Below are 13,128 nucleotides of genomic sequence, written 5' to 3' on the forward strand. Positions count from 1 at the left end.
TGTGGGAGCGGGCTTGCTCGCGAAGGCGGTGTATCAGAAACAGATGTGCTGAATGACACGCCGCATTCGCGAGCAAGCCCGCTCCCACATTGGATCGTGGGGCTTGTTAAACCGGTGGCTGAGTCTCCAGCATCGAAGGCCGTTGGCTGACCTCGGCATACCAGTCGGCAAGCTTGGGGTTGCCGGCACGCCATTGCAGGTCGGGGTGGCGAAAATCCAGGTAACCCAGGGCGCAAGCCACGCTGATGGCGGCGATGTCGAAGTGGCTGGCCAGTTCGGCAATTGCATCGCTCTCTAACTCGGCGAGGGCGCGGTGGATCTTGTTGCGCTGGCCTTCCAGCCATTGGTCCCAGTGTTTTTCTGCCGGGCGCATGGCGGTCTCGTAACGCACCAGCACGGCGGCATCCAGGATGCCGTCGGCCATCGAGGCGAGGGTGAGGCGGCGCCAGCGGGCCGAGCCGTCACGCGGGATCAGCGGGTTGCCGACGTGCTGGTGGTCGAAGTAATCGAGGATCACCCGGCTGTCGTGCAGCACCGAACCATCGGCCAGGCGCAGGGCCGGAATTTTGCCCACAGGGTTGTCTTGTATGACCTGTGCATCGGGGTTGACCGGCGTGGGCATGCAGCCATGCAGGGCCACACGGCCTTGCTGGCCGGTTTCGATCAGCAGCACGCGGACTTTGCGAACAAAGGGTGAAGCAGGGTTGTGAAACAAGGTCATGCTGGGCGCGGACATGGGCATTCCTCGGAAAAGGGCAGCGCTAATCTATCTCAGCGCTTGAGCAACGCCCAAGCCCCAATTGCAGCCGGAACACCCAACCCCACCCAACTCACCGAATCCCACAGCCCGTCACCCAACAGCGCCGCAAACAACCCGGCCGCGCTGAGCAGGCCAATCCCCAGCGGGATGCCGAATACCTTCCAGAAACTCGACTGGCGCGGCTTCATGACTTGGCCGCCTTGCGCCGCACAATCCACAGGTAAACGCCGCTGCCCAATACGATGATGGTCAGCACATCCAGCACCGCCCAGAGGATCTTCATCGGCATGCCGCCATAGTCGCCAAAGTGCAGCGGTTGAGACATGCCCATGGCGTCCATGTACCAGGGCCGCTCGGCGATGGCGGTGACGGCCAGGGTGCTGGCGTCGATCAGCACCGGCGTGAGCAGGTGCGAGGTCAAATGCGTGCTGCCCTTCATGAACACCGCGTAGTGGTGCTCGCTGGAAAAGCGCGTGCCGGGGAAGGCGATAAAGTCCGGCTCCATGCCGGGCGCGGCCTTGGCGGCGATACTCAGCAATTCGGTGGCCGGTGCGCGCTGGGTCAGCGGCGGCGCGTTTTTGTACGGTTCGATCATGGCGCTGAGACTGTCCTGGCGCCAGGCGGCGATGATCAGATCGGCGCAGGCGCTGATCACGCCGGTCACACCTACCACCAGCGCCCAGGTCAGCGTGACCACGCCGATCAGGTTGTGCAGGTCGAGCCAGCGCAGGCGCGTGGATTTGTCTTTACGCACGGTGGCGAACTTCAACCGACGCATAAACGGCAGGTACAACACCGTACCCGAGACAATCGCCACCACAAACAGAATACCCATGAACGCCAGCAGCAACTTACCCGGCAGCCCGGCGAACATGTCCACGTGCAAGCGCAGCAGGAACAGCGTCAGCCCGCCATTGGCCGCCGGGGTTTCCACCGCCTCACCGGTGCGCGCATCGAGCATGAAGGTGTGGGACGAATTCGGCTCGGTGCCGGCCGTGGCGGCCATGATCGCAATCACACCGTTCTTGTCGTCTTCGTCCCACGCCAGGTACTGCATGACCTCGCCGGGGCGATGAGCCTGGGCTTTAGCTACCAGTTGCTCAAGGTTCAGTTGCGGCGTATCGGCGGGCATCTGTGCCAGTTCCGGCTCGTTGCCCAGCAGGTGGTCGATCTCGTGGTGAAACACCAGCGGCAGGCCGGTAAGGGCGAGCAGCAGCAGGAACACCGTGCAGATCAGGCTGGTCCAGGTGTGGATGAAGGACCAGCGGCGGATGGTTTTGCTTTTCATTTTCTAGCCTTCAGACACACCGAAGCCGCCACAGGGGCGGCCCGGTTGTTAACTCAGCCGATTACCACTGGTAAGTGGCGCTGGCGACGACGCTGCGTTGGTCGCCGTAGTAGCAATAGAAACCATCGCAGGTTGAAATGTAGTCCTTGTCGAACAGGTTGGTGGCGTTCAGTTTCACCGAGGCACCTTTGAGGCTGTTGTCCAGACGACCGAGGTCGTAGTGCACTGCCGCATCGAACACGGTGTAGGCGTCGGCCTTGCCCAACCATGTATTGCCTTGGTCGCCATAGGTATTGCCGGTGTAGCGAGCACCCAGGCCGATACCGAAGCCGTCGAGGATACCTGTGTGCCAGGTGTAGTCTGTCCACAGGGTTGCTTGCTGGTTTGGCATCAGTTGCAGACGATTACCTTTGTAGTCGCCTTTTTGCACCTCGGATTTGGCCAGGGTATAGGAAGCGATGACTTTGAGGTTGTCGGTCACATCAGACACGGCTTCCAGTTCCAGGCCTTTGACTTTCACTTCACCGGTCTGGTTGGTGACTGGAATGCTGCCAGCGGTAGTGGTGGTTACCAGCACGTTTTTCTGGGTCAGGTCATACACGGCGGCACTGAGCAAAGTGTTCGAGCCCGGTGGCTGGTACTTGATACCCAGTTCCCACTGTTTGCCTTCGGTGGGCTTGTACGACTCGGTCGCCGAGACGCTGGCATTGCTCGCCGGTTGGAAGGATTCTGCGTAGGAAATATAGGGTACGAAGCCGGAATCAAATACGTAGCTGAGTGCGGCGTTGCCGCTGAAATGTTTGATTCGGTCGGTGTTGGTCGCATCTTTCTGGTTGAAGTACGTGGTGCCCTGGTGCACCCAGTCTTCGCGGCCGCCCACGGTCAGGCGCCATTGGTCAAGCGCCATCTGGTCTTGAGCGTAGAGGCCGGTCTGCACGGTCTTCTGGTTGTAGTCGTAATACGCCCCGGAGCGAGCGGGACGAACGATGGGCTGGCCATAGATCGGATTGTTAACGTTGGTCTTCAGGCCATCGCCGTAAATCGACAGGTACGAGGTATCGGTGCGCTGGTGATCCAGGCCGAGCAACAGGGTGTGGGAGATGTCGCCGGTGGCGAAGTCGGCCTGGAAGTTGTTGTCCAGGGCCAATTGGCCGATGTTCTCGTCCACGTTTGTCGATGTGCGGCCAACGTTGCCGTCTGCGTCAACCATGGTGTAGGGATACGCACCAACGGTGAGTGTCTGGAATGACAATTCCGACTTGGTGTAGCGCAGGTTCTGACGGAACTGCCAGGTGTCATTGAAGCGATGCTCGAAGGCATAGCCCAATGCGTAGTAGGTGCGGTCGTAGAACTCGTAGTTTGGGTCGCCCAGGTTTTTGTGATGGGAGATATCACCCAGCGGCGATTTGATCTTGGTGCCCTGGATCGGCAAAAACTGGCTGGTGGCGCCGGTATCGTCGCGGGTGAACTGCGACAGGAAGGTCAGCTTGGTATCCGGGTCGATGTTCCAGGTCAGGCTCGGCGCAATGTTGTAGCGCTTGTTGTCGATGTGATCGATCTGGGTGCCGGCATCGCGCACTACGCCACTGAGGCCATACAGGAACTGCCCTTCATCATCGATCTTGCCGGTGCTGGCGAAGTTGATCTGGCGGTAGTTGTCACTGCCGTATTGCACCTGGATGGCGCTGCTTTGTTCGGCGCTGGGACGGCGGCTGACCATGTCCAGCAGGCCGCCCGGTGGCGTTTGGCCGTAAACCGATGAGGCCGGGCCACGCAGCAGGGCGAGGCGGTCGAGGTTCCAGGTTTCGGCTTTCGGGTTGGCGTACACGCCGCGTGGCAGTGGGAGGCCGTCGAGGAATTGGGTCGGCTCGAAGCCGCGCACGCGCATCCAGTCATAGCGGGTGTCGCTGCCGTAGCTGGCGGACACGATGCCGGGCATGTATTTAACCGCGTCATCCAGGTTCTGGACGTTGCGGTCCTGCATCTGCTCGCGGGTGGCGACGGAGATCGAGCGCGGGGCTTCGACCAGCGCGGTGTCGGTTTTGGTGCCGGCGGCAGTGCGTTTGGCCAGGTAGCCATCGACTGGGCCCCAAGCGCTTTCATCGCTGCCCTGGGCAATGATGCTGGTCTCTGGCAGTGCCACGACACCTTCAGGAATGGCCACCAGCGTAAACGTCCCCGCACTGCTCTGCTCCAACTGCAAGCCCGTGCCACGCAACGCCTCACGCAACGCGCCCTGGGCATCGAACTGGCCCTTGACCGGTGCCGAGGTCTTGCCCGCTGCCAGCGATGGGTTAAGCGTCAGCGCGAGACCGGCCTGGCTGGCGATCTGGTTCAGGGTGCTGGCCAATGGCGCAGCCGGCAGGTTATAGGCGCGCACGCTGGAAGCTTGCTCGGCGGCCATCAGCACGGTGCTCGTCAGCGGGGCGCTGAGGGCAATGGCGACGGCTAACAGGCTGGGGCGCAACAAGGTGTCTAGCGTGCGGGACATGGGGCGGCTCCTGAATGAAAATATTTCTCAATTGCCTAGGTGCCGGACGAGAATCAAAAAGTGATAGGGCTGGGTGGAAATATTTTTGCTCTGAAGCGTTATGGTGTTTTTGAGGGCCTCTTCGCGAGCAAGCCCGCTCCCACTGTTGACCGCGTTTTTCCAGTTAGAACACGGTCAACTGTGGGAGCGGGCTTGCTCGCGAAGGCGATCGCCCAGGCACTGAAAAACCTAAGGCTTAGCCTTAACGGTCACCCACCACGGCGTGTGCTGCTCGATCTGCACCGGCAAGGTCGGCAGCAGGGCATTGAGCGCCAGCGTGGTGTCGTGCAGCGGGAAGCTGCCGGTGATGCGCAGGTCGGCCACGTTTTTGTCCACGCCCAGGTAGCCGGTGCGGTAGCGGCCAAGTTCGGCAACCACATCGCCCAGGCGGGCGTTGTCGACCACCAGCATGCCGCGTGTCCAGGCGTCTGCGGCGGGTGTCACCTCCAGCGCAGGGCCGAGGCCGTCGCTGCGCATCAGCACTTGCTGGCCTGCTTTGAAAATCTGTTCCTGATGCAGCGCCTCAGGCTGGGCGGCCACGGCAGATTGCAGCACGCTCAGGCGCGTGGCGTCGTCTTCGCGCTTGACGATAAACCGCGTGCCCAGGGCTCGCAGGCTGCCGTCGCGGGTTTGCACGTAGAACGGGCGCGCATCGTTGTGGCCGGTTTCGACGAGGATTTCGCCTTCCTGCAACACGATCAGCCGGCGTTTTTCATCGAAGCGCACGTCTATGGCGCTGTGGGTGTTGAGGTTGACCAGTGTGCCGTCGGCCAGCTTCAGCGTGCGTTGCTCGCCGGTGGCCGTGCGCTGGTCGGCCAGCCAATAGTGGATCGGCACGTAACGCTCACCGGCAAACAGCGCCAAGCCAATCACCAGCGCGATGCTGGCCAAACCGCTGCCCAACTTGCGCACGCGCTGGCGAATGCCTTGGCGGGACTGCAACAACGCCGCCCGCGCCGGGCCCGAGGCCACGCTGAAGCGCTGGTCGAGCATGCCCAGCTGGCGCCAGGCGCGTGCGTGTTCTTCATCACTGGCCAGCCATTTACCGAACTCTTCCTGTTCCACAGCGCTGCCGGCGCCCGAGTCGAGCGACAGTTGCCAGGCAATCGCCGCATCCAGCACGCGGGCCGTGACCGGTTTGGCGCCTGTCACAGTGGCTCGCCATACAGCGCGATGTAGCACTGGCGAATGCCCTGGGCCAGGTACTGGCGCACACGCGGCACCGACACGCCCAGGCGCTGGGCGATTTCGGCGTGGCCGAGGCCGTCGAGGCGGTTATAGAGGAAGGCGGCGCGGGCCTTGCTCGACAGCTTGCCGAGCAGGCGGTCGATGGCCTTGAGGTCTTCGAGGATCAATTGCTGTTGTTCGGGCGAGGGGTGTTCGCTTTCCGGGATCAGCATCAGTTCGGTGAGGTAGGCCTGTTCCAGCGCCGCGCGGCGGAAGTAGTCGAACAGCAACCCTTTGGCGATGGCCACCAGAAACGCGCGTGGCTCGCGCGGTTCGCGCAGCTCGTCACGGCCCAGCAGGCGCATGAAGGTGTCCTGGCTCAGGTCTTCGGCGCGGCTCGGGCAGGCCACATTGCGTCGCAGCCACGCCAACAGCCAGCCACGATGGTCGCGATACAACGCGCCAACAAGCTCACTGTGTGGGGTTTGGACCGACGACAAGGCATCACCGAATAAACAAGGGGTTTAAACTAACGAGAATTATTCGCGATTGTGTCAGAGGCTGTGAGCCTGCGCAATTGGCGTCTGTCGGACGATCGTTCCCACGCTCTGCGTGGGAATGCCTCCTGGGACGCTCCGCGTCCCCTAGAACGAGGGCGCTTGTTTGCGCCGTGTCCATTGGCTCAAGCGCTCTTGCAGCGCGTGTGGGCTGTCGATTCGCTGTTGGCGCGCACGGCTGAACAGGATGAGCATCAGCTCCGCCGTGGCCAGCGCATCGGCACTGGCGTGATGGCGTTCGCCCACGTGCAGCTTGAAGTGGTTGATCCAGTCGTCGAGCCCGGCCTCACGGATAGTCGCGTCGGGGCACAACAGCGGGGCGATGTCGGCTACATCGAGGAACGGGTGGGCCAGCCGATAACCCAGGCTGTCTTTGAGCGCCCGGCACAACATGTGTTGGTCGAACGGCGCATGGAACGCCAGCAACGGGCTGTCGCCGACGAAGGCCATAAAGTCCAGCAAGGCTTCGGCCGGGTCGCTGCCGGCGGCAATCGCGCTGGGGCCGAGGCCATGGATCAGCACGCTGGGGCCAACCTTGGTGTTGGCCCGATGCAGGGTGCGCTCGAACATCTGCGAGAAATCCACTGCGCCATCCTCGATCACGACTGCGCCGATGGACAACACCTGGTCGCGGTTGAGGTTCAGGCCGCTGGTTTCCAGGTCGACCACCACCCAGCGTTGCCCGCGTAGAGACCCGTCGCCCAACACTGCGGGCTTGGGCAATTGCGCCAGGCGCTGCTTCTGATCAGCGTCGAGCCCAGGCTTTTTCTTATGCAGCCAACCGAAAAAACTCACAGCTGATACCGAAATGTCAGGCTGCTTTGCAGGCGTTGGGCCTGGCGCAGGGATTCGCGCAGGATGCGCCGGTCCAAATGGTTGAGGCTGTCGGGGTCGACACGGTTGGAATACGGCAGGTTCTCGCGGGTTTGCAACTGATGCTGCTGCATGCGGGTTTGCTGGATAAAGTGATATGCCTCCTCATAGGCGGCGCCATCGAGCGGTTCGATGACCTCCTTGACCACCAGTTGGCGCAGGCGGTCCAGGGTGTTGTTGGTGTGAATGCCATTGGCCAGGGCCAACAGGCGCGCGCCATCCACAAAAGGTGTAAGGCCCTGCACCTTGAGGTCGAGCGTGGCCTTTTCGGCGCCTTTGCGCGTCAGCACAAAGTCGCGGAAACGCCCGACCGGCGGGCGCTGGCGCAAGGCGTTCTCGGCCAGCATACGTTGGAACAACCGGTTATCGGCCACCTGATCGAGAATGCCCTGGCGCAGTTGCTCGCAACCGTGCTCGTCGCCCCACACCACACGCAAGTCGAAATAGATGCTTGAGCCCAGCAGGTTTTCCGGTGTGGCTTCGCGGATAAAGGCACCGAAGCGCCGCGCCCATTCGGCACGCGACAGGCACAGCTCGGGGTTGCCGGCCATGATATTGCCCTTGCACAGGCTGAAGCCGCACAGCGCCAGGCTCTGGTTGATTTGCTGCGCCAGGGGCAACAGGCGGCCGCGAATCTCGGCGGCTTCGGCGGCGTCCTTGGCCTCGAACAGGATGCCGTTGTCCTGGTCGGTAAACAGGGTTTGTTCGCGGCGCCCCTCACTGCCGAAACACAGCCAGCTGAAAGGCACGCCAGGGTCGCCTTTGTCGGCCAGGGTCAGTTCGATCACCCGGCACACGGTGTGATCGTTGAGCAGGGTAATAATGTGAGTGATCTGGGTGGACGACGCGCCATGGGCCAGCATGCGCTCCACCAACTGACCGATCTCGCCGCGAATCACCACCAGATTTTCCACCCGGGGCGCGTTGCGGATGGTGCGCGCCAGGTGCACCAGGTCGACCCGTTGCAGGGAAAACAGGTCGCGCTCGGACACCACGCCACACAGGCGCTGGTCTTTCACCAGGCACACATGGGCGATATGCCGCTCGGTCATGGCGATGGCGGCATCGAAAGCGCTGTGGTCCGGGCTTAAAAAGAACGGCGCCTGGGTCATGTGGCCAGCGATGGCTTGATTGAAATCGCTGGTGCCGTCGGCGACCACTTGGCGCAGGTCGCGCAAGGTGAAGATCCCCAGCGGCGCCTTGTGCTCATCGACGATCACGATGCTGCCCACTTGTTGCTCATGCATCAGCGTCACCGCCTCGCGCAGCGGTGTGGTCGGGCTGCAGGTGACCGGATGGCGCATGGCCAATTCGCCCAGGCGGGTGTTCAGCGAGTACTGGGTACCGAGGGTTTCCACGGCCTTTTGCTGCACCTGCTGGTTGACCTGATCGAGCAGGCTGCTGACACCGCGCAGGGCAAAATCGCGAAACGGGCTGGAAAGGGCGAACAGCTTGATAAACGCCGGCTTGTTGAGTTGCAGGCAGAAGGTGTCTTCGGCGGCTTTGTGCTCGGTGCGGGTCGCACGTTCGCCCAGCAACGCGGCGAGCGGGAAGCACTCGCCGGTGGTGATTTCGAAGGTAGTTTGCGTCGAGTCCGGCCGCTCGCCGACTACGCGGCCCTGCTTGACGATATAGAAGTGCTCCACCGGCCCGCCGGACGGCTTGAGAATGCTGTCGCCGGGGCCGTAGAAGCGCAGTTGGCACTGCTCGACCAAAAACGCCAGGTGGGCGTTTTCCATCTGGTTGAACGGGGGGAAGCGTTGCAGGAATTGCAGGGTGCCGTGGATGTTCTGCAACACGGCGGTTTTTCCCGCCTGCGTGAAAGCATCAGCTTTACTCATAACAGTGACCGCAGTTTTTTTGTCGTTATCGTCCTGCATGGTCGACTCCCGCGCGGCGGGTGCCCATTGGACGTAAGTCTAGGTCTGGACAAAACCCACTACGACTAGGGAAAAACCTTACATGACTATCGTCCAAACCCCGTAGAACGCCCACTAGGCAAACTTTCCGACGAAGTGCACATTGTTCGCCCTTCCGCAGATGTCTGACGAGTGTGCTGGGAGATTGAATAGAACTGCTGAGAAACGTATGTCCGACCACGATATTTTAAGTGATGCCGAGCGCGAGGCGCTGAGCGCCGTGATGCTGGAGCCCGATCTACCGCCACAACGGGTGTTGATTGTCGATGACGACAAGGACGCACGTGAATTGCTGGCAGAAATCCTGGGCCTGGACGGCATTCGTTGCATGACCGCTGACAGTGGCGAGACAGCGTGGGATTTGTTGGAGTCCAGCAGCTCCATCGGTTTGCTGATCACCGATCTGCGCATGGCGCCTAGCAATGGCCTGGAACTGATCAAGCAAGTACGCAGCTCTACGCGTGCGGCGCTGCCGATCATCATCATGTCGGGGGACGCCGAAGCTCGCGATGTGATCGACGCCATGCACATGAGCGTGGTGGACTTTATGCTCAAGCCGATTGACAGCGTGAAGTTGGCGAAGATGGTCAAGCGGGAACTGGGGATGGCGCAGTAGCTACCGCTGGTCGGTCCGCTCCCATACCTGTCAACTCTGACAGTAGTTAAATAAATCTAAAACCTGTGTACTGAGTCGAGGCGTACTGGAGTTGACCCAGTACTTCTCATCCTACGAACAGGAATTTATCATGCCTGCAATCACGGGTTCCGCTGACATTACGGTTTCCATTGACGGTGAAACGAGTGCTTTTCCCGCAACGGAATTTTTAGGGTATCTCTCTTGGACCCGGTTAAATGGTCCTGACGTTGCAAGTATCTATCTCTCGTATGGTCATGATGTGCCAGCCGGCGATGATCAATCCTTCGATCTTGCAGGAAGCGCGGCAACTTACCGCGATGCCAGTGGCAATGACTGCTATATGCCAACGTCGGGAGAGTTGAAGCTGACCGTAGTGCGTCCGGAGTTCGGTACTTCTTTCAAGCACAGCGGCACGCTGGATAATTTGACTTTCGATGGGCAAACTCCGGTGGTGGTACTTAACGGTACGTACACTATCGAATCCAAATAGTTCGCCATCGGTATAAAGCACGATGACGTGCTCGGCTGCCAATACGTTTGCAGAAACAGTTAGTTCTGATTGGGAAAAGATCGCTAGGGCTATTGTTTGCTGCGGGTAAAGTGCAGGTTAAACAGTGTTTATTTAATGATTTATAGAGTGAGGGTTTGATATGCTTTCGCAAAATTCTTTTGCCGGTAAAGCCGAGTTTAAAATCACTTACCGTAACAAACCGCACGACGAGATTACTGCGGATAGCTTTATTTTTGATAAGCAGTTTTTTAATGTTCTTGACGATCGTGGATATACTGTATTGGATATAATTTACCCTGAGCCTACCGTCGATGGGAGCTATGAGTTTAAGTATGAGAAGGGTATGCCAGGTTTTGTGAGGGTGCTGTTTAATTACAAGGGTGAAAGTCACGAGCTGATCGGCACGGTCAAAGTGAAGGTTTCGGACGAAGGAGACCATCAAACGCTAACGTTCGATACGACCTACGAGTTTCAAGGTCGCCCTTACGGACTTACCGGCACGGCTGACGCCAAATTTAAACCATGATGAATTGAATGCGTGAAATGTGCCTGTGAGTCCAAACTCCCTGATCTTGAGATCAGGGAGTTTTATCTAATTAAAGTCCGTTTTTAGCCTTGAACTCCCGACGCCGACGATGCAACACCGGCTCCGTATACCCATTCGGCTGCTTAGTCCCTTCAATCACCAACTCCACCGCCGCTTGAAACGCGATGTTGCTGTCGAAATCCGGCGCCAGCGGGCGATACAGCGCATCCCCGGCATTCTGACGGTCCACCACCGGCGCCATGCGCTTGAGGCTTTCCATTACCTGGGCTTCGTTGACGATGCCATGGCGCAGCCAGTTGGCGATGTGCTGGCTGGAGATGCGCAGGGTGGCGCGGTCTTCCATCAGGCCTACATCGTTGATGTCCGGCACTTTCGAGCAGCCGACGCCCTGGTCGATCCAGCGGACGACATAGCCGAGGATGCCCTGGGCGTTGTTGTCCAGTTCGTTGCGGATTTCTTCGTCGGACCAATCGGTGTTGCTGGCCAGAGGAATGGTCAGGATATCGTCTACCGAAGCGCGCTCGCGCTTGGCCAGTTCGGCCTGGCGGGCGAACACATCAACCTTGTGGTAGTGCAGCGCGTGCAGCGCAGCCGCCGTCGGCGATGGCACCCAGGCGGTGTTGGCACCTGCCAATGGGTGAGCGATTTTCTGCTCGAGCATCGCCGCCATTAGATCAGGCATGGCCCACATGCCTTTACCAATTTGCGCACGACCTTGCAGGCCGGTGCTCAAGCCGATATCGACGTTCCAGTTTTCGTAGGCGCCGATCCATTTTTCGGCCTTCATGGCAGCCTTGCGCACCATCGCGCCGGCTTCCATGGAGGTGTGGATCTCGTCGCCGGTGCGGTCGAGGAAGCCGGTGTTGATAAACACCACACGCTCGCTGGCCGCCTTGATGCAGGCCTTGAGGTTGACCGTGGTGCGGCGCTCCTCATCCATTATCCCGACTTTGAGGGTGTTGCGTGGCAAGTTCAGCACGTCTTCGATGCGGCCAAACAGCTCATTGGTAAACGCGGCTTCTTCGGGGCCGTGCATTTTCGGTTTAACGATGTACACGGAGCCGGTGCGGCTATTCTTGCGGCTGCTGTTGCCATTGAGGCTGTGGATGGCCGCCAGGCTGGTGAGCAGGCCATCGAGGATGCCTTCCGGTACTTCGTTGCCGTCTTTATCCAGGATCGCGTCGATGGTCATCAAGTGGCCAACGTTACGCACGAACAGCAGCGAACGGCCGTGCAGGGTCACGTCCTGGCCATCCACGCCGGTGTAGACGCGGTCGGCGTTCATGGTGCGGGTGAAGGTCTTGCCGCCCTTGGCCACTTCTTCGGCCAGGTCGCCCTTCATCAGGCCGAGCCAGTTGCGGTAGATCACCACTTTGTCATCGGCATCGACGGCGGCGACCGAGTCTTCGCAGTCCATGATGGTGGTCAGCGCCGCTTCCATCAGCACGTCTTTGACGCCGGCGGCATCGGTCTGGCCGACCGGGGTGCTGGCGTCGATCTGGATTTCGAAGTGCAGGCCGTTGTGTTTCAGCAGGATCGCAATCGGCTCGGCCGCAGGGCCCTGGAAGCCGATCAGCTGTGCATCGTCGCGCAGGCCGCTGTTGCTGCCGCCCTTGAGGCTGACGATGAGCTTGCCATCCACCATCTTGTAACCGGTGGAGTCGACGTGGCTGCCGGCGGTGAGCGGCGCGGCTTCGTCGAGGAACGCACGGGCGAAGGCAATTACCTTGTCGCCACGCACTTTGTTGTAGCCCTTGCCCTTCTCGGCACCGTCGGCTTCGCTGATGGCATCGGTGCCATAGAGCGCGTCATACAGCGAGCCCCAGCGGGCATTGGAGGCATTGAGGGCGAAGCGGGCATTCATCACCGGCACCACCAACTGTGGGCCGGCCATGCGGGCAATTTCGTCATCGACATTTTGGGTCGAGGCCTGGAAATCTGCGGCTTCTGGCAGCAGGTAGCCGATATCTTGCAGGAAGGCTTTGTAGGCCACTGGGTCGTGGGTTTTGCCGGCGTGGGTCTGGTGCCAGGTGTCGATCCGCGCCTGGAAATCATCGCGTTTGGCGAGTAGGGCTTTGTTCTTCGGTGCCAGGTCGTGGATGACCTTGTCGGCGCCGGCCCAGAACTGCTCGGCAGTGATGCCGGTGCCGGGAATGGCTTCGTTGTTCACGAAGTCGAACAGGACTTTGGCGACCTGCAGGCCACCGACTTGAACGTGTTCAGTCATTGCTTGCCTCACTCTGCGGAGCTTATGCGCTGTTTCAGATTTTCATTATGTAGTGCACGGTTGGGCATACTACATGATGACTTGCGGTTGTGAAAATTAGACTAAATACGTC

12 protein-coding genes are annotated in these 13,128 nt (G+C 60.2%); 3 read left to right on the forward strand and 9 right to left on the reverse strand.

The annotated features are described in order from the left end of the window. Window positions 1–106: 106 nt before the first annotated feature. The 8 genes from FFI16_RS29395 to FFI16_RS29430 form a co-directional block, all read right to left on the reverse strand. Window positions 107–736, reverse strand: a complete 630-nt coding sequence (locus FFI16_RS29395; RefSeq protein WP_138813564.1) for a glutathione S-transferase — start codon at window positions 734–736, stop codon at window positions 107–109. A gap of 35 nt (window positions 737–771) precedes the next feature. Next, window positions 772–948, reverse strand: a complete 177-nt coding sequence (locus FFI16_RS29400) for a DUF4175 domain-containing protein (RefSeq protein ID WP_138813565.1) — start codon at window positions 946–948, stop codon at window positions 772–774. Beyond that, window positions 945–2,048, reverse strand: coding sequence for a PepSY domain-containing protein (locus FFI16_RS29405; RefSeq protein WP_138813566.1), 1,104 nt, complete (start codon window positions 2,046–2,048; stop codon window positions 945–947). The genes FFI16_RS29400 and FFI16_RS29405 overlap by 4 nt, the downstream gene beginning before the upstream one ends. A 61-nt stretch (window positions 2,049–2,109) precedes the next feature. Beyond that, window positions 2,110–4,539: a TonB-dependent siderophore receptor gene (locus FFI16_RS29410; protein WP_138813567.1), complete on the reverse strand. Its 2,430-nt coding sequence runs from the start codon at window positions 4,537–4,539 to the stop codon at window positions 2,110–2,112. Between the two features lie 228 nt (window positions 4,540–4,767). Next, window positions 4,768–5,730: a FecR domain-containing protein gene (locus tag FFI16_RS29415; RefSeq protein WP_138813568.1), complete on the reverse strand. Its 963-nt coding sequence runs from the start codon at window positions 5,728–5,730 to the stop codon at window positions 4,768–4,770. Then, window positions 5,727–6,245: an RNA polymerase sigma factor gene (locus FFI16_RS29420; protein ID WP_058420525.1), complete on the reverse strand. Its 519-nt coding sequence runs from the start codon at window positions 6,243–6,245 to the stop codon at window positions 5,727–5,729. Before FFI16_RS29420 ends, FFI16_RS29415 begins: the two co-directional genes overlap by 4 nt. A 144-nt stretch (window positions 6,246–6,389) precedes the next feature. Further along, complete coding sequence (locus tag FFI16_RS29425) at window positions 6,390–7,097, reverse strand: PolC-type DNA polymerase III (RefSeq protein WP_138813569.1); 708 nt, start codon at window positions 7,095–7,097, stop codon at window positions 6,390–6,392. Then, window positions 7,094–9,016 carry a putative nucleotidyltransferase substrate binding domain-containing protein gene (locus FFI16_RS29430; RefSeq protein WP_178112718.1) on the reverse strand — a complete coding sequence of 641 codons (1,923 nt, stop codon included), beginning with the start codon at window positions 9,014–9,016 and terminating at the stop codon, window positions 7,094–7,096. The genes FFI16_RS29425 and FFI16_RS29430 overlap by 4 nt, the downstream gene beginning before the upstream one ends. A gap of 247 nt (window positions 9,017–9,263) precedes the next feature. Between FFI16_RS29430 and FFI16_RS29435 the strand changes: the two genes are divergently transcribed. From FFI16_RS29435 to FFI16_RS29445, 3 genes are all read left to right on the forward strand, one after another. Then, window positions 9,264–9,710 carry a response regulator gene (locus FFI16_RS29435; RefSeq protein ID WP_138813571.1) on the forward strand — a complete coding sequence of 149 codons (447 nt, stop codon included), beginning with the start codon at window positions 9,264–9,266 and terminating at the stop codon, window positions 9,708–9,710. Between the two features lie 130 nt (window positions 9,711–9,840). Further along, entirely contained in the window at window positions 9,841–10,221 is a 381-nt protein-coding gene (locus FFI16_RS29440; RefSeq protein WP_138813572.1) for a hypothetical protein, read from the forward strand. Between the two features lie 160 nt (window positions 10,222–10,381). Then, the gene (locus FFI16_RS29445) at window positions 10,382–10,768 is read left to right on the forward strand and encodes a hypothetical protein (RefSeq protein ID WP_138813573.1); all 387 of its coding nucleotides are present in this window, start codon (window positions 10,382–10,384) and stop codon (window positions 10,766–10,768) included. A 70-nt stretch (window positions 10,769–10,838) separates the two neighbouring features. Here FFI16_RS29445 and FFI16_RS29450 read toward each other — a convergent pair whose 3' ends face one another. Beyond that, on the reverse strand, window positions 10,839–13,016 hold the full coding sequence (locus FFI16_RS29450; RefSeq protein ID WP_138813574.1) for a malate synthase G: 2,178 nt from the start codon (window positions 13,014–13,016) through the stop codon (window positions 10,839–10,841). Between the last annotated feature and the right edge of the window lie 112 nt (window positions 13,017–13,128).

This window comes from Pseudomonas sp. KBS0710 (genome assembly GCF_005938045.2).
Classification (GTDB): Bacteria; Pseudomonadota; Gammaproteobacteria; order Pseudomonadales; family Pseudomonadaceae; genus Aquipseudomonas.

What these genes read in the sequence shown, in the direction of transcription:
- FFI16_RS29410 (WP_138813567.1), bottom strand. Translation starts at nt 4,539, where the DNA reads ATGTCCCGCACGCTAGACACCTTGTTGCGCCCCAGCCTGTTAGCCGTC.
- FFI16_RS29400 (WP_138813565.1), bottom strand. Translation starts at nt 948, where the DNA reads ATGAAGCCGCGCCAGTCGAGTTTCTGGAAGGTATTCGGCATCCCGCTG.
- FFI16_RS29445 (WP_138813573.1), top strand. Translation starts at nt 10,382, where the DNA reads ATGCTTTCGCAAAATTCTTTTGCCGGTAAAGCCGAGTTTAAAATCACT.
- FFI16_RS29440 (WP_138813572.1), top strand. Translation starts at nt 9,841, where the DNA reads ATGCCTGCAATCACGGGTTCCGCTGACATTACGGTTTCCATTGACGGT.
- FFI16_RS29430 (WP_178112718.1), bottom strand. Translation starts at nt 9,016, where the DNA reads ATGAGTAAAGCTGATGCTTTCACGCAGGCGGGAAAAACCGCCGTGTTG.
- FFI16_RS29435 (WP_138813571.1), top strand. Translation starts at nt 9,264, where the DNA reads ATGTCCGACCACGATATTTTAAGTGATGCCGAGCGCGAGGCGCTGAGC.
- FFI16_RS29395 (WP_138813564.1), bottom strand. Translation starts at nt 736, where the DNA reads ATGTCCGCGCCCAGCATGACCTTGTTTCACAACCCTGCTTCACCCTTT.
- FFI16_RS29405 (WP_138813566.1), bottom strand. Translation starts at nt 2,048, where the DNA reads ATGAAAAGCAAAACCATCCGCCGCTGGTCCTTCATCCACACCTGGACC.
- FFI16_RS29450 (WP_138813574.1), bottom strand. Translation starts at nt 13,016, where the DNA reads ATGACTGAACACGTTCAAGTCGGTGGCCTGCAGGTCGCCAAAGTCCTG.